We start from the raw sequence: 21,141 nt of genomic DNA on the forward strand, positions 1-21,141 counted from the left end.
ACTGTGATAGTTTGTTACTAATCACCCCTTGTACATAAAAAATTATAGGCTATAAGATACCTAAATATTAATACTATTGCAACTATTATCTACTATCATTTTTGGACTCGTGACTCAATAATCTTAGGAGTGATGAAAATTAAAAGTTCAGCATCTTTATCATCTATCTTAGTATAGCTAAATAAATAACCTAGATATGGGATATCACCTAAAAATGGTATCTTATTGCGAGTCTCTGTTTGAGTTTTGGTATAGATACCGCCAATTACAACTGTATCACTATCTTTAACCATAACTTTTGTAGTTACTTCTCGTTTTTTAATAAGCGGTGGCAAATCTTCACCAGTCGAAGTTTTACCTGAAGATGCTCCAACACTGTTTTTCGTTACAAGCACTTCCATTACAATATTACCGTCTGGTGCAATCTGAGGTGTAACTTGTAGCTCTAACACAGCCTCTTGGAATGCTACTGATGCAGCACCTGATGCAGTAGCCTGCTGATACGGTACATCTGTACCATCTTTAATAAATGCAGTTTCATTATTTGCGACAACCAAATGTGGAGATGATACCTCATTAGCCAAAGATTCATTCTCCAAAGCCCTAATTTCCATTTCTAGTTGAAGACCTCCTGCTAAGGTATACATTAGTTTTGCAGTACTAGCTACAACATTTTGTTCATCAGAATTCGTATTAGAGCCAAAAGTATTAAGCCCTAGGTTAACATATGGCTCATGCTTAACACTATAGTTAAAACCAAGCTCTAATCCACTTGTTCTAGTAACCTCGACAATTCTTGCCTCTATTAGCACCTGATCATTAGGTATATCAATTTCATTCACAACTTCTTTAATACGCGGAATTTTTTCTTCTGTATCTGTTACTATAAGAGTATTTGTACGAGCATCTGAAGTTATACTACCTCGTGGTGACATAATTCCACCATTCTGTTTTGCCATAGACGTGATAACAGTTTGAGCTGCTTGTGCTGTGGTATAGTTTAGAGGAATAAACTCTGTTACCAATGTGGCATTATTCTCTAGTGACCTTTTTGTTTGTAGCTCTAATTGCTCCTGAGCAGCAATTTCAGCAGCAGTCGCAACATACAAAATACTACTCATTTTCTTAGTAGCAAGACCTTTGCTAACAAGGACAATATTCATAACCTCGTTCCACGGAACATTCTTAAGGTCTATGGACATGTTTCCACGCACACTACTACTTACAACCAAGTTTAACCCAGCAAACTCTGATAAAACCTGTAAAACAGTCTGCACAGGAGTATCTTTGAAGGATATAGATATAGGCTCATTAACATTAAAGCCTTCAACCCGACTGTTACGTCTATCTATCTTAAATTTAAAAGTATTACCCTCTTTAAAATCGCTTAAAGCTATTCTATCTAATGAGTGTATTATAAAAATAACATTACCATTATCTTTAAGAATCTTAATAGAGTCTACTATCGTGTTAAATACTTTAGTATCAATATTACTGACCCATTTATCAGAAATAGTTGTATCATCAAAAGTTATCGTAAGAGTATATCCATCCTGTGATAATTTAGTTTTATATCCAGCAAAATTACTAATATTTTCTTCAAAAGCCACATCAAAAACAGCACTACCATTCAAGCTTCGATGAAATTCTAAATCTTTTATATGTTTATTATAGTTAGTAGTTTTATTTTCATCTCTTCCAACTATTTTTGTTTCTGGTTGCTTAGTTTCTTGAAGCTGGTTTACAGCTGTTTGGTTAGCCTCTTTTGGGTCAGCAAATGATACTTCACAACCCAAGAACCCTCCAATCACGGTCAAAATAGCTAATAATTTATTTTTTCTAAAAAACATTAATTCATCCTAATGTATAACAACTGGAGTTTTTTGCCAAACTCTTTTTTCATTATTCTTTTTCCATTCGTCAACTACAATACCCTCTTTGGTAATATCTTTGACTTTTCCATAGTTTTGTCCAATTAATTCGCCTTGCTTAACATATATTGGCTTAGTTTCCATTGAACTCTCTATTACACCCCATTTTTGCTTATTTTGAAGAACAACTCCTTTAAATTTAAAAGAGTTTAAAGGACATTGTTGTAAACCTGTAGGTTTAGTATTCATAATCTCTTTAAGCTCTTCCGGAACAATTATAGGCTTCAACTTAACAACCTGTTGTTTTTGTTCAATACCTTTAATTGGAACTTTCTTCTCAAAAGGGAGTGCATGATCAACATTAAAAACATTACGTATCTTTGATAATCTTTCAAAGGTTAATGTATCCCCTTTATATTCAGGGATGTCAAGCTTTTCGGTACTCTTCATAGTTTTAGTCCTATTTTGAATAAGCTCATTAACTTGGTTTATTCTAGTTTCATAATTAGCATAGCAACTGCCATAGCTACTCAGTAATAATACAAAACTTAGAAATTTTAATCTTTGATGTCTAATCATTTAATTTACGCTCCTACTCCTTGACGTGAATAGGTCTGTAAATTTAGTTCGGTAACTATTTTAGTATCAGACTCTTTTTTAATGTTTATATTTGTAATAACCGCTATATCTTTCATATCAATTAGAGCAACAAAGAGCTTAATTAACTGGGGAAAATCACCAACTAATTTAGCTTTAAAATCAAGAGCGTATAAATCTAAATATTTATTTTTTTCGACTCCTGCAGGTGAAAGATCAATAATTGTAATACCAGAACTACGAATAGCTTCATTTAATGCAGATAAAAAAATAGGTACAGAATGACGCTCGGGAATACTAAATCTTTCTTCAATATTATGTTTTTCTAACACCTTAACTTGCTCTTTAAGTGCGTTTAAGTCTTTCTCTTTCTTAATTAATCTAGGTATTTGAGATTCCATAGATTTTATATGGCTTTCTCTTTGATTTGCCTTTGATATAATTGGGCTTACCAATATACCATAAAATATAAAAACAAATAGAACAAAAGTTACTATCAACACAGGTAGTTTAATTTTCAGAGGAGTATCAATAACAATTACAGAGTACTTGTTAGATAAAAGAAATTTTCTAATTTTATCTACCATTTCACACTCTCCCCTTTAAACGCATTACCTTCACCAAACTTAAACTCTAGAGAGAAGCTTCTTTGACCATTTTTTTCTGATCCTAGATTTTTAAGTTCCACTTTTTTAACTCTAAACTCTATTTCTAAGTTTTTCATGAAAATTGAAAGTAATTTCAAATCTCTAACATCGCCTGTAATAACAATGATATCAGTATTTGATACATAATTAATATTGGTAATATATAACTGATCAGTAATCGCTCTAGAAATCTTCTCTATACCGAGTAATATATAATACTGGTTAGCTTTAATATTTGCCAAGTCAGATGATACATCTAACAGTTTATCTCTTTGATTTTTTACGTCTGAGTATTCTGCTACATTTTTATTGAGCTTACTAATTTGAGTCTGGATATATCTCTCTACCTTTATATCTTCATCACTAGACCACGAAAATATTATCGAAAGAATAAACATTGATATAAAAGCTACCAATACCATAAATGCTAGATCAACACCTATGTAAGTAAGCTGCTTTTGGCGCCAACGGCCACGCACAAAATTAAGATCTTTCATTACTACAAAGCCTCCTTCATAGCAATCGCCACTGACATAACATATCTATATGGCTGCTCTATGCTCCCAAAACTCTGGGAATCAATATTTACAAATGGATCAAGTATTTTACAATTTTTTTGAGATAAATCTTTTATTGACTCAAAGATACTTTCAAAATTTTGCTTAATTCCATATATGTATACATTATTATCTTGAACTTCATCAAAACTGTCAAAATTACTTTCACTAAGATCCAAAGACATAAAATCCATAAACCTTAATAGCAGCTGGATAACTTCATCAACATAAGCTATATCACTAATATTTTCATCAAAAATTTTAACAGATTCATAACTTTTTAATTCGCCTTGAGGAGAAAAGCTATAAATAGATAATTTATCTGAATATAAGCCTAAAAATATACTATCATTTGCATACTTAGATATTTCATTAAGATAAAGATTTGAAACAAAATCACTAATCGCAAGTTTATCTAAAACACATGCAGACAAGGCTCTCTTTGCTTTATTAGCAATATTATATAACTTTTTCATCTTTTCATTATCAGATATATAATAGACTATTAACGTACCATTACTTTCCAATTGATCGTAATAGTCATATGCAATATCAGCATAACTCTCTGGAAAACGCTTCTTCAAAAAGTATTCAGCTATATAAAAAAGTACACCTTCTTTTTTGATTATCTCTAGTGCTCTTTTATCACAAGAAATTTCTTCTTTTGTAACATCAATTTCATTATAACTAGCAAAACCTAGTTTAGTAAAACGACCAAGTTTATTCCTTTTTATTATTTCCGCAATAACGCTACCAACGTATTCCGATGTTAACTCACCTTCAAAATATGCTTCAGACGTAAAAATATCACTATCACAGCTAACTAGCGCGTAGCTATCGCCTTTTCTGTCAAGCTTCACACTAGCAAGTGAACACCTATCATATTCAACACCCAAAACTGTTCTTTGAGCTTTTTTGCGTCTTTTCTCAAGTAATAACGATATCATAAAATTTCTTATAAAAAACTGTAGCCAAAAATTAGATACTCTATTTCTAGATATATAAGTTTGTTTATTTTATAATTAAATCCACATTAAGTAAACTATAGTTTTAAAACGTTAAGGCTAAATTAACTATGCGTATAATACTTTTAGGTGCCCCTGGAGCTGGCAAAGGGACTCAAGCAAAAATAATCGAAGACAAATATAGTATCGCTCATATATCTACAGGAGATATGATTAGAGAGACAATTAAATCAGGAAGTAATATTGGTCAAGAACTAAAAAAAGTGCTCGATGCCGGACAGTTAGTTTCAGATGAATTTATCATCCAGATTGTTAAAGACAGAATTTCTAAAGACGACTGTAAAAATGGTTTTTTACTAGATGGAGTACCTAGAACAATAACTCAAGCAGAAGAACTAGACAGATTGGGTGTAAATATAGACTATATAGTTGAAGTTGATGTTGCTGATAGTCTATTAATAGAAAGAATAACAGGTAGAAGAGTTCATCCTGCATCTGGTAGAACATATCACACTAAATTTAATCCCCCTAAAGTTGAAGGCAAAGATGACGTTACAGGAGAAGATCTGATAACCCGTACTGATGATAATGAAGATACAGTTAAAGAAAGACTCTCTGTGTACCATGCTCAAACGTCTAAGCTAATTGATTTTTATAGAAACTTCTCATCTGCAAATACAAAAACGCCAAAATACATAAAAATAGATGGCGATCAAGCTGTTGATAAAGTATCACAGGATATTTTTAACCAACTTAAATAGCTATTTAATCTAAACACTCTAGCAACAATTCTGTAAATGATATGTATTCCAATTCTCCATGATATGAAAGTCCTATCTGACAGCTGCGATTAAAACTAACTCCAACCTCACAGTCTTTAATTTGCGGCTTAAGAGATTCTAAACTTGTAGCATTTAGCTCAGGAGTTGTAAAACCCTTATCTCCTGCAAACCCGCAACAGTATATTTGCTCAGGAACAACTACTGATGTACCACATTTTTTTAGTGCATTTACATAACTATTATCAATATTTTGTTTACGAGTAGAACAATCAATATGCAAAGCTATTTTATTATACTTTTTTGTTAATTTGATGTTATCTAATTTATCTATAATTAGACTGTTAATATTTATAATATCCAAATTTTGATCTTTAGCAAAATTAGCACAGGAACTATTATCAGTAACCACATAGTCATACTGAGTATAATCTATACTCTGCTCCAATAAATCTTGAGATGCATATTGCTGAGTATTATTCGCCTGTGAGTGATACATCTGTCCACAACATTGATTATTCAAATTCTGTGGATAATTAACTTCAAAACCCAGCTTTTCTAATATTAGTTGACTTGGATACTTTGTATATTTTTTACTACTGGCGAAAATTCTATTTGGACAAGCTGGTAACAATAATACTTTTGGCTTTGTATTTTCTCTATTAGAGTCTATAAAGCTTGAGGATTGTACTTTTGGCATAGTTTCCAAATATACAGGTATAGATTTGAAGTTATTATGTAGTAGCTTAGTCATACCTTGAAGATTCTTCTTTCCTATAAAATTAGCAGCCAAGTTCCCCAATTTAACTTTTTGTTTCGCTTTAGTTATTTCTTTGTCATGATTAACTAGCTTGTTTTGCAGCTTTTTCTGACTAAGAATAAAATCACCAGTATCAATATCAACTGGACAACGAGTTTTGCATAAACTTGTAGTAGCACATGTTTGTATACCATAGTAATCATAGTCTTTAAGCCATTGTTGTTTTTGATTACCGTTTAGAGTCTGAATCTTACGAGCAACAGAGTTTCTTTGTCTCGGAGTCAAACTTAAGTTTCTTGATGGACAAACAGGCTCACAAAAGCCGCATTCCATACATTGATCTACTTTCTCATCAACACTATTTAATTCTTTGAGATTCTTAATATGCAGACTCTTATCTTTAGTAAGTTTAACATCAGGGTTAAGAGTATTTTTAGGATCAAAAAGCTTTTTAATGCGCCACATAATATTCAAACATTTATCACCCCATTCCACTATCGCAAATGGTGAGATATTTCGTCCACTTCCATGCTCTGCCTTAAGTGAACCATTATACTTCTCTGCAACTAAAGAAGTAATTTCTTGCATAAATTCATCATATTCAATTAACTGTTTCTCATCATTAAAATCAGGAGTAAGAACGAAATGAATATTCCCAGCCAAAACGTGACCAAATATTGCAGCATTGGAATAATTGTATTTGATAAATAGCTGTTTAACATCTGTTATCAAGCCTGGTAAATCAGCAATATTTACTGCTACATCCTCAATAAGCACAGTACTGCCGTTTGGCCTTTGCCCAGCAATTGTAGGCAAGACACCTTTCCGAGCTTTCCAAATGGTTTGAATCTCTCGCTCATCTTGCCTAAAGCCGACTTGATGAAGAATATTTGCCTGCTCAATACTTTGATTTATTATATCAAGTTTATTATCCAAGCTATCTTGACTATCCTCAGATACTTCAACCATAATCGCAGCAATATCAGAACTTTCAAGGTTTATCAAAAAGGGCTGTAATTCCACTACATCTGCTACTGATTTCAATGATAGGTAGTCAAGTAATTCAACAGATGAAGGGGTATATGGCTCAAGCTCTGTAGTCAGTCGCACTAGCTCATCAAGGCTTCCATATATTAAATTCAAGGCCTTAAATTTATGGTCAGCAACAGTATTTAATGTCACATTACTAACAAAACCAAGAGTACCTTCAGAACCAATGATTAATCTTTCTATAATTTTTATTGGATCATCAAAATCTAAAAAAGCATTCAGACTATATCCACTAGTATTCTTGATTGAAAATTTCTTTTTAAGAAAAGCAATCAAATCTTCATCACTCTTTATCTGACTATGAATAGCTAATATTGAATTTATGAAATTCTCATTATTCTCTTTAAAACTCGTAATACTAGCAGAATCAGATGTATCTAGCACCTGACCATCGGCAAACACAACTCGCATTGAATCTAAAGTGGCATAAGAATTTTTTGCTGTACCACAACACATCCCACTAGCATTATTTGCAATAATACCACCGACCTTAGCACTATTAATTGAGCCAGGATCAGGCCCAATTTTACGATTGTATATCTTGAGATATTTGTTAGCATTCTCCCCTATTATGCTCGGTTCAAGCTTAATCTTATTACCATTATCAAAAACCTGATAATTAAGCCAAGCATCAGAAGATAAAACCACAAGTACTTCATCAGTAACCGCTTGACCAGAAAGACTAGTTCCAGCCGCCCTAAATGTTAGCTTAACATTATATTGATTTGCTAATTTAATTATCTCTACGACTTCTACTTCTGTTTTAACAAATATTACTAGTTTCGGCACCATCCTATATAGGCTAGCATCTGTAGAATATGCATAACGCAATAATTCATTTTCAATAATTTGTTTATCTTTTAAAAATTTGCTTAGCTGTGATCTAAATTCATTTAACATTGGAAAAAATCTCTAGATATATACTTGATAGAAGTATACCTAAGATTATACTGAAGATTAATTATTTTTCAGTGAATAGCATATATTTAGCCAAGTCACGAATATCATTTTTACTTTTAAAATTTGATTTATGCAACCATATTTTAATTTTTTTATTCGAACCTTGCTGGACGGCATAAAGATAAATCCAGCTATTAATGACAATATACTTTCTAACAGTCCAAAAATCAGATTCTTTAGCATTTATAACAAATGTTAAAGAATTATTATCTAAGCTATTGGGTAAAATAATAGTTTCAACTACTTGCTTATTTGATACAGCCTCGAACAATATTGATACTAAAATCAAAAATATACCAAAAAAAGAATAACATTTTGGTTATAATAAACACCAATAACAAAACTTGTCAGAAAGACCATGCAACAGTAGATAAATTTCCTATATTTTCGAGACTTTTTGACTTCTAATCGCTGCATGATCGTAATGTTTTAGATCAAATCATAGCCAAGTGACTTCAATGCTCGATCATCATCAGACCAACCACTTTTTACTTTGACGTGTGTTTTAAGGTTAACTTTCATACCAACCAATCTTTCGATGTCTATGCGGGAATCAGTACCAATTTTTTTAAGCTTAACTCCTTTTGCACCAATAACTATACCTTTTTGGCTATCTCTTTCGACAAGTATACTAGCATAGATATCAGCGATATCTTTTTCTTGATCAACCTTATAGCTATCTATTTCTACAGCTATTTGATAAGGCACCTCACTACCAATAGTTCGCATGATTTTTTCACGAATTATTTCAGCAACCATAAATTTAATACTTCTATCAGTGATTTGATCATCCTCATAGAAAAAATACTCTGTTTCAGGCAAAAGTTTCTCGACTCTTGATTCAAGTTCATTTACATTATGACCTTGCTTAGCAGAAACATATATCACATCATAGAAGCTTAATTTTTCTTTAACGGACTCAATAAACATTGACGCCTCTAATGATTTCTTTTTATCAACCTTATTAACAACTAAAAATATTGGGACTTGCGAATGCTTTAATTTCTCTACAATATTATCCTCTAACTCGGTCCACTTGCCCAACTCAACAACAAATAAAATTACATCAACATCTTTTACCATAGTTGTCGCTGCTTTATTCATAAACTTATTGATTGCTTTAGGTTCTTTTATATGAATGCCAGGAGTATCAACATAAATAAACTGTGTATCTCCAAGCGTTTTGATACCCGTTATTTGATGTCTTGTTGTCTGAGGTTTACGCGAAGTAATACTAACTTTATATTTTAGTATATTGTTGAGTAAAGTAGATTTACCCACATTAGGTCTACCAATAATTGAAATATAGCCACACTTTTTCATAAAAATTTCACAATAAAAATAATATATTGATTTTAACAGGTATAGAAATATATTTAAGCAATATTTACTCATAACTATGTTTAAAGTACGATGTCTCTTGTGATTATAGCAACCCCTTGTTAAAATTTTGGAGCTTGGTACATAAAGCAATAAATATAAAACTTAAGTAAATATGAAACAAATAGGTCGTAAGTTAATTTTAAAAAGAATGATGTTATTGGTATTTGCCATTAGTACTGTTTTTAGCATCTTTCCTGCTAGTAATGTAACACCTATATCTAATCACATAACTATCAGTAATCCTTGCAGTAGTGCTAGTAGCGCATCCACTTCAACAACTATAGGTTGTAACAGTAGTAGTCTTGCAGCATTTTTAGCAAGATTCAAGCAAATTTCAAATATCTATCGGCCTATTGGTATTCTATTTATCAAGATGGTTTCAGGACTAAGTTTTTTATTGATAGAGCGTATTTATCGTCCACCAAAATTTGTTTTTTGTTAATGATTTAATAATATCTCTAGCCATTTAACACTCAGTAAAAATGGTTATTAGTTTTATACCAAAAATAGCAAAAAAGGTATTTATATGTTACAGAAAACAAAGTTATTTTATGTTTTAATATTAGTTGGAATAGGTTTTTTATTGTCTAGCTTTGCTAATGCTTCAGCTACGCAACAAAACCTAGTAGCTAATGCAATCGATAGCATTGCTCCAGGCTCAATGAGTCTAGCTGATAAAAGTATGTTAAAACAATACAGTGTTGATAGGAATTTTCAATTACAAGTCAAAATTCTTAATGAAAATACTTTAATAACAACATGGAATATTAAGCCAGGCAATTATCTGTATTTAAAGAATTTTAGTTTTTATAGTCTAACCCCACAACAAGTCAATATTCAAAAGGTTATTTTTCCTAAAACATACCATATTAAAGATGATCCTTTTTATGGGCGAGTAAAGATTTATAAAGATAGTGTAGCTATTAAGCTAAAAATTAGTAGAAGCAATAAAACTATTAATAAATTACCACTAGCTATTGCTTATCAAGGTTGTTCTGAAAGTGGTATTTGTTTTGCTCCTATTCAGCAAAAATTTAACCTTGATTTATCATCAACTAACAAAATTTACGAGGGTGAAGAATATTTTGGCCAGTTACCTAAAGAGTTTCAGAAAAAATTAGATGTTACACATTCAAATATTGGAGATAGCGATTATACAAGTTTTTTAAATCATACAAATATTGTTTGGGCATTTTTGATATTTTTTGGCTTAGGTTTGTTATTGACATTTACACCTTGTGTTTTACCGCTATTACCAATCATCTCAAGTATTGTTACTGGACAAAAGCAATTAACGACAACAAAAGCATTTAGCATTTCATTATCTTATGTTTTAGGGATGGCGATTAGTTATGCAGTAGTTGGGGTATTAGCAGGAATTTTTGGAGGTGGTATCCAAAATATACTTCAAACACCATGGGCAATTGGGGCTATGGCATTATTGTTTGTGGTTATGGCTGTGGCAATGTTTGGAGTTTTTGAATTAAAAATACCATCATTCATACTTAGTTCTGTAAATAATCTAAGTAGTAAACAAAAAAGCGGCACCTATATTGGCGTATTTATAATGGGTATATTGTCAACGTTGATTGTTTCAACTTGTGTAACAGCTCCTTTGGTAGCAGTACTAGCTTATATTAGCTATTCGGGTAACGCCTTTTATGGAGGACTTATCTTATTTGCGATGGGGCTTGGTATGGGTGTGCCAATCTTGATTGTGGGAACAACTAGTGGCTCAATCTTACCAAAAGCTGGTAATTGGATGCATACGGTCAAGCATATATCCGGATTTATGCTACTTGGATTAGCAATTTATATGTTATCAAAAATTATCCCTGCACGATTTACTCTATTGCTAACTGGGATTTTGATTTTAAGCTTAGCAGTTTACTCAGGTGCATTTAGTTTTTATATCAAAACAGCATCCGCAAAAGTAAGGCAACTTTTTGCTTATATATTTTTGATTTACGGAAGCACATTATTAATTGGATTTCTAATGGGTAATACAAGTATTATTGAACCTTTAGGAGCTACGGCAGCTCAAATAAACCAACCACAACTAGAGTTTGAGCAAGTTACTAATTCAAAACAATTGCATAGAGCTTTAGAAAAAGTTAAAAAACAAGGTAAGCCTGTTATTGTTGACTATTATGCAAACTGGTGTTTGGACTGTCAGTATATGAAGCATACAACTTTTGCAAATCCAAAAGTGATTAATAAGCTTAAAAATTACAAATTAATTCAAGCTAATGTTACCGATGTTGGACAGGATAGTAGCAAGTTATTGAAAGAATTTAATCTTTTTGGACCACCTAGCGTGATTATTTTTGACCAAAAGGGGCATAAAGAGAAAAGTATTGTTGGTAAAGTCGATGCTAAAGAGCTACTAAACTCAATCTAAATTATGCGCTGAGCTTGTAAGCAATAAGTTTAATCACAATTAAAAGTGGCTTAATTAAAGTTACTTCAGTGATACAAATATTTATTTCATAATCTTAGGAATAAATATTTTCTAAAGAGATTTATTAAGAAATAGATCTAATAAATAGTAATCAAGACGTATGACGTTTTACAAAGCTTGAAAGTCTATTCATTGCTTCTTCAAGTTCTGGCATTTCATTTGCACAGCTTATTCTAGCAAATCCAGACAAACCAAATGCTGTGCCTGGCATCATAGCAACATACTCTTCTTCAAGCAACGCATTGCATAACTCTATATCACTACTAAATTTTGTGTGTTTGATTAAATCACGAATATCTGGGAAAAGATAGAAAGTACCACCGGCATTCTTGACATCAATATATGGCATATCTTTCAGAGACTTTGTAACAAATTGCTCTTTTTGCTTATATGAGTCAACAAAATATTGCAAATCCTTAGCAGGCATTTCCATAGCAGTAATAGCTGCATACTGGGATATAGAACAAGCACAAGTAGCTGATTGTGATTGAAATTTTTTCATTGCATCATTAAGCAACTTCGGAGCAATAGTAAAACCAACCCTCCAACCTGTCATAGCAAAGTTTTTTGAAACTCCACTAGCAATTACATATCTATCAGCCAGATCAGGAGCTACTTCTGTTACTAGAGTGATTCTATTATTAAAATAAAGCTGATCGTATATATCATCACCTATTATCCAAATATTAGGATATTTTCTAAGCAAATTAGCTAAATCCTCGATACACTTTCTTGAATAAATCAACCCTGTTGGATTGTTGGGTGAATTAATAATAATAGCCTTTGTTTTTTCTGTAATACGCTTTTCCAAATCTGTAACATCTATTTCAAAGTCATTTTCAAACTTAGTTTCAATTGCTACTGGCTTAGCTCCAGTAAGAGCAATCATATCTGGATATGACACCCAATAAGGAGCAAAGAAAATAACTTCATCTCCTTCTTCTAAAATACAGTTAAATATATTGTGTAGACTATGCTTAGCGCCCGATGTTATACAAATTTGATCTGCAGCAAAATCAACATCATATTCTCTTTTGTATCTTGCTGAAACCGCTTCTCGCAGTTCCTTAATACCGTCAACATTAGTGTATTTTGTGATATTATTGTTAATAGCATCTATACCAGCTTGCTTTATAACTTCTGGTGTGCTGAAGCCAGGCTCTCCAATAGCAAGCGAAATAACATCATGCCCCTGGTCTTTAATTTGTTTTGCTAATGCTGCCATCGCATTAGTTGGTGAAGTTGAAACATTCTGAATCTTTGTGTTTAGTGATGCCATTTTAGTTCCTTATAACTTTTCTACTTTAAACTCATTATGTTTAATCTCAATACAAGAATAATTGTCTATATATGTGTACAAGTCAGAATCAACCAAGGGCTCTGATAGTACTAAATAACCATTTTTTAACTTATGCTTTTTTGATAGTTTTAGAGTTTCTATAATATCTTTATAACTTATATAGTATAGCGATGGTTCATTACCAATGGTAGACATTTTTAGCGAATATGATGTATGTCCATTCGAGTAGGCAATACTTGCTTTAACTTTTTCTTTCAGACCATTTCTAGATTGGATTTTTGTTATTTGCTCAATAGATTTGGCTATAGCTGTCGTTGGATTCTTATCTATATCATTTGATAAAGCTAATAAAAATATAGCTTCTGAGTCTGTAGATCCTAACCTTGATTTGAAATACTGAGGTTTGATATGTTGCTCAATCTCTTGACGAATCTCATCAAAATCACCGATAGAACCATTATGCATAAATAGATGCTTATCAAATACAAATGGATGAGAATTAACTCTAGATGTTGGCGCAATAGTACTAGCTCTTATGTGTGCCATAAAATTTCTACTTTTTATGTGCTTAGCTATAGATATCAAGTTTTGATTATTCCAAGCTGGTAATGAGTCCTTAAAAACTCCTGGTTCTTTGTGCAAACTTGTATACCAACCAATACCAAAACCATCTCCATTAACAGAAACAGCGCCTTGAGATGAATGTATACTTTGATGTATGAGTGAGTTCTCTGGATCTACCAATAAATCACTCATTTTAATTTTATCGCCATGATACATTAGCCATCTACACATAAGATTATTCTCCTTTTGTTTTCCAATGACTAGTCCCTCTCAAATAAACTGGGAAAGTCTCTTGAGTTAAATTTTGATTTAGTTTCTGCTGCTGATACATATCAAATACATAGTCTACAATCTTATCTACGTCAATTTTAAAATCATTATTAACTATTTGTATCTCAGCTATAGATTCTCCTATTAATTCATAACCTGAGTATAACTTTTCTGAATATTCCTCAAGTTTATAAACATTCTCAGAAATTATTTGATTTGTTTGCAAATCGTAAAGTCCTAAATAGAAATCTCCCATCTTGGCATCAAGAATCACGGCTACTTTGTCTGATGTTGTTGGTGTACTTTTAGCTAATGCAAACATACTCGAAAACCCTACAACAGGAATATCCATACCTACAGCAAAGCCCTGACTTACTGCTGCTGCAAGCCTCACTCCAACAAAGCTACCAGGACCAACACCATAAGCTATAAAATCTAATGATTTCATAGCTATACAAGAGTTATCAAAAACACTTTTAACCATCTCTAGTAAGTATTTATTGTGTTGCCTAGGAATCTCCCTAGTATCACCATATACTCTTCCATTGGCAGATAGTACCACGGAACAATACTTACTCGATGTGTCAATTATCAAAAAATTCATTATCCAAACAACTCCTGTTTAATAAAAATATTCCTGAAGAATTATAAACCTTACTATAATAAATTAAAAATCATCATTCATTAAAAAAAGATAACTTTGCATAAATCACATACAATATGTAAAATCATGTTCTATATTAACCGATCCTAGCCTATTTATATATAATGTTACATTGGTTCCCTGGGCATATGCATAAAGCTACTAAAGAGTTTCGCAAAAAAATGCCATCTACTGATATTGCTATTGAGATTGTGGACGCACGTATTCCCGACTCTAGTAGCAACCATGTTTTAGAAGATATTGTTGGAGATAAGCCGATAATAAGAATTTTATCAAAAAGTGATTTAGCCAACCCTCAAGTAACTAAACAATGGTTGGATTTCTATAGTGGTAGCGCTATCGCAGTTAATACATTACAAGACAAAAATATAGCAAAAAGAATAGTTGAGCTAGCTCAAAAAAAATGTCCTAAAAGAGGCACAGTTTTAAAGCCCACTAGAGCTATAGTTTTTGGACTACCGAATGTTGGAAAATCAACAATGATAAATAAGCTTGCAGGTCGTAAAGTTGCTAAAACAGGAAATGAGCCAGCCGTAACCAAGCTACAACAACGCATCGATATTAGTAAAAATTTCATGATTTTTGATACTCCAGGAATCATGTTCCCTAGCCCCAAGAGTGAAGCTAGTGGTTATAGAATTGCAAGTATTGGCTCTATTCGTGATACGGCGATGGACTACGAAGGTACCGCTCACTATCTTATAAACTTTCTCAAAGAGAGAGATACAAAAAACTTCTTATCGCGATACAATTTCATATCTGAGCAAGATTTTTTAGAAAAACACCCTCAAGAAATAATTAAAGATATATCTGCTGTAAAAACCAACTACAATATAAAACAGGCTTCTAAAAATATAGTCCATGATTTCAGAGCAGGACATTTTGGTAAAATTTCCTTAGAAGACCCACTAACGATACAGCAAGAAAAAGAACAACTTCTTCTAAATCTAAAAAACCAAGACAACAATATCTAATTGTCTTAAAATAAATATAAAGTTATTATATAGAATAGTTAGATACATTTATTTGAAACTATAGTTAATGTCTGAATCAAAAAACACTTCAAAAAAGCCAAAAAGAATTGGTCACATAAAGGCAAATAAGAAGAATATACTTGGCGCCATACTAATTGTAACTATTCTCAGTGGAGGTGTCTATGGTGTAAGTAGTTATCTAGATTATAGACATAGCAAGTTTCTCAAAGAATATAATACTGCTATCACAGATATTAAAAGTCACAATAAAAGTGGTTATAAGAATGCGTTCAACATTATTAAAGAGCTTGTAGATGATGATGAAGCATCAGCTCAAGATTTTTTCTATTTAGCATACTCTTACCAGTATGGACTTGGTACAGAAAAAAATTATTTTGATGCATATAAATATTATAAAAAGTCAGCAGCCCTAAACTATCCACAAGCATTCTACCAGATAGGTACTCTCTACAGAGATGGACTAGGAGTCAATAAAGATAATAAAAAAGCCATAAAATATTTTAAAAAGTCCTACGATTTAGGTTACAAAAAGTCAATATCATCTATCGCAAACATGATTAATTCAGATAACAACCTAATTGCAACTATTGATTCAGAAATTTTATATGACATTTATCTAGCTTATCAAAATGGTAAATTAACCAATGAGAATGAAAAAAACATAGATAAATACATTACAACTGCTGCAGCTAATGGTTATGAACCAGCTATTATTGTTCAAGCCCGAGACTTTACAAAAAAAGGTGATAACTATAGAGCTCTAATGTTATGGCAGACACTACTGTACAGCTCTGACCCAAAAGTGGCAGAACTAGCAAAAAAAGAAATCGTAAAAGTCGAAGAACTAGTTAAGCAAGAAAGGTTAGAAACACTAGAAAAAGAAAGACTAAAGCGTATTGAACTACAACAAAACTTGCGAAAAAAACGAATTGAGAAAGCAAGAAGAGCAGAACAAGTAAAACAAAAAATCGAACTTGCTCTATCAACACCAAAACAAGAGATACCAAATCTAAATGGTTTAATCTATTTAAACCTATCAAGAGTTAATAAAGGTCAGTTACAGCAATTTTACTCAGATATACTAAAGTCCTCTATTGATATGAAGATGTTAGATATTAATGATAATTTAGATTATAGCTATATTGATGACTTCTTAATACTATCAAAATACATTGATATTAGATCGTCTTTAAGATTTGACTTTGGAGAAAAAGCTAACAGTAACAAGTATGAGGGAATTGTTTATTTTTTCTATAATAATGAAAATAAATTTATTAAGCAGTATGCTATTAAGGCTTTAAAAAACATACAAGTAAAAGACTCATCACTATCACCAAAATTAAAAGATTTTGAAAAAATAAAGGTTATAAATAATCAAGCTCAAAATACAAAAGAAAATAGAAAGCAGAATAGCAAGCTTAAAAAAGCTCCTGAAGAAAAAATTCAATTAACTCATGAAGAGAAAGTCCAAAGAATGCAAATCTTTGCTCAAAAAGGTGACTTTAGACAGTTATATAAGCTAGAACAGGCAGCAAAAGGTGGTGATGCTTATGCTATGTACTATGCTGGAGAATATTACTACAACGCAAAAGAATACAAAACAGCCCTTGACTACTTTAATAAATCCGCAGATAAAGGGTATGGTCCAGCCTACTATAAATTAGCATCCTTGTACTATAATGAAGAGCAAAACGGTGTGCCTTATGATAAACAAAAAGCCATGTACTACTACAAAAAGGCAGCTCAGCTAGGTGTAAGAAACGCTCAACATATTTTAATGCTTATTGAATAAAAACCTCTTCTGCTTACTGGTATTCCCCCTTTTTCCAGTGTTTACGACAAACTGAAACATATTTTGTATCAATATCTTTTAGAGAATCATCATCGACAACTATTGGATTCCCTTCTTTTACAGCTTTACCATTTTGCACCATCATATTAAAACTAGCTTTTTTACCACAGAAACATATAGTTTTAACCTCCTCTAAAGTATCAGCAATTGCAAGTAATAAAGCCGAGGTTTCAAAGGGTTGGCCCAAATAGTTTGTACGAAGCCCATAACATATAACAGGTATATCCATTAAATCAACAACATCAGAAAGTTGCCAAACTTGCTCTTGAGTAAAAAAATGTATTTCATCTATCAATACACAGTCTATTTTGTGTTTTTTATTATATTCTTTAATAAACTCAAATATATTATCCTGATCTGTCAAAGAATAAGCATCTTGATCTATACCTATGCGTGACTTTACCTTATTTAATCCTGCTCGCTTATCTATCGCAGAAGTTAAAACCAAAGGTTTTCTACCTCTATCCTCATAATTATAAGCCACTTTTAAAAGATCTAATGTTTTACCAGCATCCATTGCTGAATATCTAAAATATAATTTTGCCACTTTTTCAATCCTTAATTACTGCCAACTTCCATACATAGGATTAGGAAAAATATAATACTTTTTGCCAAATACGGAATACTTATCATTATCAACTTTTCTCATATTCTCTTGTGTCATCTTAGGAAAATCTTGAATATTATCACCAAAATAAGCTATCACACTATGTGCTGGTAATTTTCTAGTAAAGATAATATTATCCGAATATTTACCTGTTGTTACAGCTTCAAACCTGGCATTTTTATCATGAGGTTTCTTAACACTATCATTAGAGAACAAAATTTGATCATAATATATACCTTCTTTTGTTAGATTCTCTTCTGTAGCTTTAATTATTTTATCATCTGAACCGTAACGATTTGTTACAAAACTAACATATCCACCTAACTCATGTACTTTATTTGTAAGCATCGCTGCACCTGGTAAACCTTTTGCCCTTTGCTCAACTATACCTTCTCTAAACTTTTGTTCACTATAACTATAATCTTTATAATTATCATACTCCTGCCAAGAGTTATCTAATACAGTCTCATCAACATCTAAGATAATACCCCAAGTACCTTTTTTAAGATGTTGTTTTTCAACTTGATACTCTATTCTATGCCCTGCTAGATTATAGATTTCAAGATATAGTGCTCTTCTTTCATCAGAATCATGATACCACTTAACTCCATCAATATTTGGACTGTCACATGTGGCCGCATACCCACTAGCACAACAAAATTGTAAGGCAACAAAAACAAATAATATAGCTTTCTTCATTTTATCCTCTTTACTTTTTTCTTATAATATTCACACCATGACGAATTGGTAAAACCAGTGTCTCCAAATCATCTCTTTGACTTATATATTTATTAAAACTATCCAGTGCTTTTGCTCGTTTATCTTGGGGGTTTATTACCTCACCACGCCAAAGTATATCATCTACGATGATAACTCCTTTATCAGATAGCTTATCAATCAAGATATCAAAATACTGTTGCGTTTGTTTTTTATCAGCATCAATAAATGCTATATCTATCTGATCTGGTAGGGTTGGTAATATATCAATGGCATTACCCTGACAGTACTCTATGTTAGGATATTGAGCTATAAAATCTTTTGCAACTACTTCGCCTGACTGATTAGTTCTATCAATTGTATAGACTTTTGTATTAACAGATACTTCTGCCATTGCGATAGCCGACATTCCAGTAAATGTGCCAACATCCACACAAATTCTTGCTTGAGTCGTAAATACAAAAAATTGTAGTAATTTAGTCACCATCTTTTCTGATAGCATCTGAGCACCATGAATAGACTCTTTAGTAATATCATTTAAACGATTAAGATTAGTTGATAAATCACTCGTATGCTCAATACAGTATTGCCAAATACTATCTTCAGTAAACTGATTTTGTTTCATGACAAATAAGAATATAAAATAATTGACTCCGAGTATTTTGCATTAATGATAATCATTAGTCTAGACACTTACCGTGCTTTTAATCAAATTTTATGATAGAATTTGCGAGCATTTTATTATAAACAACTCTCTTATACTTAGAGAAAAATTACTAAACAGAATAAATACATAAAGGTTTCAAATCAATGAAAGAACAAAAAAGAGTTTTCATAAAAACTTTGGGTTGCCAAATGAATGAATATGACTCACAAAAAATGCATGAAGTATTAGATGAGCATTTTCATACTGTCAAAACTGATGACTATAAAAATGCAGATATAATTCTAATCAATACATGTTCAATTAGAGAAAAAGCCCAAGAAAAAGTATTTCATGAGTTAGGAAGATGGAAAAATCTTAAAAAGAAAAATGAAGACCTAGTTATTGGTGTTGGTGGATGTGTTGCATCTCAAGAAGGCGAAAATATAATTAAAAGAGCTCCTTTTGTAGATTTAGTGTTTGGTCCTCAAACAATTCATAGACTGCCTGAAATGATCAAGCAAAAAAGAGAAACTCAAAAATCTCAGGTTGATATATCTTTCCCAGAAGTTGAGAAATTTGACTTTTTACCTGAGCCAAAAGCTGAAGGTGCTAAAGCATACGTATCAATTATGGAAGGATGTGATAAATATTGCTCATACTGTGTAGTACCATATACTCGTGGACCTGAAGTTAACAGACCATTTGAAGATGTACTTGGAGAATGCGCAGCTCTAGCAGAGCAAGGTGTAAGAGAAATTACTCTATTAGGACAGAATGTAAATCACTACTTAGGTCCAATGGAAAATGGCGAAACTGCAGATTTAGCATTACTAATTCACTTCATAGCTGAAATAGATGGTATTGAAAGAATTAGATTTACAACTTCTCACCCTGTTGAGTTTTCACAAAATCTGATTGATGCTTATGGCAGTGTACCTGAACTAGCTAACCATTTACATTTACCTGTGCAACATGGTTCAGACAGAGTTCTAATTAATATGAAAAGAAATCATACAATTTTAGAATTCAAACAAAAAATTAGAAAATTAAGAGCAATCAGACCAGATATTACTATTTCATCTGACTTCATCGTTGGCTTCCCAGGTGAAACTGAAGAAGATTTCCAAAAACTTATAGATTTAGTAAAAGATGTGAATTTTGATCAGTCATTTAGCTTCATATACAGTAAGCGACCTGGTACTCCTGCTGCTGACTTACCTGATGATACACCAATGGAAGTAAAAAAAGATAGATTAAAAAGACTACAAGATTTATTAAATAGTAATGCCCAAATTATTTCTAGACAAATGGTTGGAACAGAGCAAAGAATCTTAGTTGAAGGTACATCTAAAAAAGATGATAATGTTCTAGCTGGTAGGACAGAAAATAATAGAATTGTTAATTTCATGGGCGATAAGTCTTTGATTGGTCAGTTTGCTATGGTTAAAATAACGGAAAACTTACCAAATTCTCTTAGAGGAGAGCTTATTTAACTT

The 21,141-nt window shown here is 31.9% G+C and carries 19 protein-coding genes and 1 pseudogene; 6 read left to right on the plus strand and 14 right to left on the minus strand.

From position 1 onward, the window contains the following. Positions 1 to 95 precede the first annotated feature (95 nt). Genes F3D59_RS07125 through F3D59_RS07145 form a run of 5 tightly spaced genes read right to left on the minus strand, consistent with a single transcriptional unit; the run spans position 96 to position 4,619 of the window. Entirely contained in the window at positions 96 to 1,850 is a 1,755-nt protein-coding gene (locus tag F3D59_RS07125) for a type IV pilus secretin PilQ (RefSeq protein WP_146422068.1), read from the minus strand. Between the two features lie 9 nt (positions 1,851 to 1,859). Next, positions 1,860 to 2,450 carry a pilus assembly protein PilP gene (locus tag F3D59_RS07130; protein ID WP_150464334.1) on the minus strand — a complete coding sequence of 197 codons (591 nt, stop codon included), beginning with the start codon at positions 2,448 to 2,450 and terminating at the stop codon, positions 1,860 to 1,862. Between the two features lie 5 nt (positions 2,451 to 2,455). Then, complete coding sequence (locus F3D59_RS07135) at positions 2,456 to 3,055, minus strand: type 4a pilus biogenesis protein PilO (protein ID WP_150464335.1); 600 nt, start codon at positions 3,053 to 3,055, stop codon at positions 2,456 to 2,458. Next, on the minus strand, positions 3,049 to 3,612 hold the full coding sequence (locus F3D59_RS07140) for a PilN domain-containing protein (RefSeq protein WP_150464336.1): 564 nt from the start codon (positions 3,610 to 3,612) through the stop codon (positions 3,049 to 3,051). Before F3D59_RS07140 ends, F3D59_RS07135 begins: the two co-directional genes overlap by 7 nt. A 2-nt stretch (positions 3,613 to 3,614) precedes the next feature. Next, a complete protein-coding gene (locus tag F3D59_RS07145) occupies positions 3,615 to 4,619 on the minus strand; it encodes a type IV pili (protein ID WP_150464337.1) in 1,005 nt (334 codons plus the stop codon). A gap of 128 nt (positions 4,620 to 4,747) precedes the next feature. Here F3D59_RS07145 and adk point away from each other — a divergent pair, with 128 nt between their 5' ends. Further along, the gene (gene adk / locus F3D59_RS07150; RefSeq protein ID WP_146422063.1) at positions 4,748 to 5,398 is read left to right on the plus strand and encodes an adenylate kinase; all 651 of its coding nucleotides are present in this window, start codon (positions 4,748 to 4,750) and stop codon (positions 5,396 to 5,398) included. 4 nt (positions 5,399 to 5,402) lie between these two features. Here the strand turns inward: adk and F3D59_RS07155 are convergent, their stop codons facing one another. The 3 genes and pseudogenes from F3D59_RS07155 to era form a co-directional block, all read right to left on the minus strand. Then, on the minus strand, positions 5,403 to 8,126 hold the full coding sequence (locus F3D59_RS07155) for an FAD-binding and (Fe-S)-binding domain-containing protein (protein WP_150464338.1): 2,724 nt from the start codon (positions 8,124 to 8,126) through the stop codon (positions 5,403 to 5,405). 61 nt (positions 8,127 to 8,187) lie between these two features. Continuing rightward, a pseudogene (locus tag F3D59_RS07160) lies at positions 8,188 to 8,603 on the minus strand (hypothetical protein). Between the two features lie 12 nt (positions 8,604 to 8,615). Further along, positions 8,616 to 9,509, minus strand: coding sequence for a GTPase Era (gene era, locus F3D59_RS07165; protein WP_150464339.1), 894 nt, complete (start codon positions 9,507 to 9,509; stop codon positions 8,616 to 8,618). A 172-nt stretch (positions 9,510 to 9,681) separates the two neighbouring features. Here era and F3D59_RS07170 point away from each other — a divergent pair, with 172 nt between their 5' ends. Both F3D59_RS07170 and dsbD read left to right on the plus strand, forming a co-directional pair. Next, on the plus strand, positions 9,682 to 10,011 hold the full coding sequence (locus F3D59_RS07170) for a hypothetical protein (protein WP_150464340.1): 330 nt from the start codon (positions 9,682 to 9,684) through the stop codon (positions 10,009 to 10,011). Between the two features lie 84 nt (positions 10,012 to 10,095). Further along, positions 10,096 to 11,970, plus strand: coding sequence for a protein-disulfide reductase DsbD (dsbD, locus tag F3D59_RS07175; RefSeq protein ID WP_150464341.1), 1,875 nt, complete (start codon positions 10,096 to 10,098; stop codon positions 11,968 to 11,970). 151 nt (positions 11,971 to 12,121) lie between these two features. Here dsbD and F3D59_RS07180 read toward each other — a convergent pair whose 3' ends face one another. Genes F3D59_RS07180 through tsaB form a run of 3 tightly spaced genes read right to left on the minus strand, consistent with a single transcriptional unit; the run spans position 12,122 to position 14,768 of the window. Further along, the gene (locus F3D59_RS07180) at positions 12,122 to 13,309 is read right to left on the minus strand and encodes a pyridoxal phosphate-dependent aminotransferase (protein ID WP_150464342.1); all 1,188 of its coding nucleotides are present in this window, start codon (positions 13,307 to 13,309) and stop codon (positions 12,122 to 12,124) included. 9 nt (positions 13,310 to 13,318) lie between these two features. Further along, the gene (locus F3D59_RS07185) at positions 13,319 to 14,125 is read right to left on the minus strand and encodes a class II glutamine amidotransferase (RefSeq protein ID WP_150464343.1); all 807 of its coding nucleotides are present in this window, start codon (positions 14,123 to 14,125) and stop codon (positions 13,319 to 13,321) included. 4 nt (positions 14,126 to 14,129) lie between these two features. Further along, positions 14,130 to 14,768, minus strand: a complete 639-nt coding sequence (gene tsaB, locus F3D59_RS07190) for a tRNA (adenosine(37)-N6)-threonylcarbamoyltransferase complex dimerization subunit type 1 TsaB (RefSeq protein ID WP_150464344.1) — start codon at positions 14,766 to 14,768, stop codon at positions 14,130 to 14,132. Positions 14,769 to 14,932: 164 nt separating this feature from the next. On the opposite strand from tsaB, the gene ylqF reads away from it, so the two are divergent. Continuing rightward, a complete protein-coding gene (gene ylqF / locus F3D59_RS07195) occupies positions 14,933 to 15,802 on the plus strand; it encodes a ribosome biogenesis GTPase YlqF (RefSeq protein ID WP_150464345.1) in 870 nt (289 codons plus the stop codon). Positions 15,803 to 15,869: 67 nt separating this feature from the next. Beyond that, the gene (locus F3D59_RS07200; protein ID WP_150464346.1) at positions 15,870 to 17,615 is read left to right on the plus strand and encodes a sel1 repeat family protein; all 1,746 of its coding nucleotides are present in this window, start codon (positions 15,870 to 15,872) and stop codon (positions 17,613 to 17,615) included. Positions 17,616 to 17,628: 13 nt separating this feature from the next. On the opposite strand, the gene F3D59_RS07205 is transcribed toward F3D59_RS07200, so the two are convergent. The 3 genes from F3D59_RS07205 to F3D59_RS07215 are packed head-to-tail and all read right to left on the minus strand — an operon-like array spanning position 17,629 to position 19,624. Further along, positions 17,629 to 18,222, minus strand: a complete 594-nt coding sequence (locus tag F3D59_RS07205) for a thymidine kinase (protein ID WP_013922981.1) — start codon at positions 18,220 to 18,222, stop codon at positions 17,629 to 17,631. Positions 18,223 to 18,237: 15 nt separating this feature from the next. Beyond that, positions 18,238 to 18,981 (minus strand): HAD family acid phosphatase, encoded by a 744-nt coding sequence (locus F3D59_RS07210; RefSeq protein WP_150464347.1) that lies wholly within the window; start codon positions 18,979 to 18,981, stop codon positions 18,238 to 18,240. A gap of 10 nt (positions 18,982 to 18,991) precedes the next feature. After that, positions 18,992 to 19,624 (minus strand): O-methyltransferase, encoded by a 633-nt coding sequence (locus F3D59_RS07215; protein WP_150464348.1) that lies wholly within the window; start codon positions 19,622 to 19,624, stop codon positions 18,992 to 18,994. A gap of 185 nt (positions 19,625 to 19,809) precedes the next feature. On the opposite strand from F3D59_RS07215, the gene miaB reads away from it, so the two are divergent. Next, complete coding sequence (miaB, locus tag F3D59_RS07220) at positions 19,810 to 21,138, plus strand: tRNA (N6-isopentenyl adenosine(37)-C2)-methylthiotransferase MiaB (protein ID WP_150464349.1); 1,329 nt, start codon at positions 19,810 to 19,812, stop codon at positions 21,136 to 21,138. Positions 21,139 to 21,141 lie beyond the last annotated feature (3 nt).

The sequence above is a fragment of the Francisella sp. XLW-1 genome, from assembly GCF_008711455.1.
In the GTDB taxonomy this organism is placed as follows: domain Bacteria; phylum Pseudomonadota; class Gammaproteobacteria; order Francisellales; family Francisellaceae; genus Francisella; species Francisella salimarina.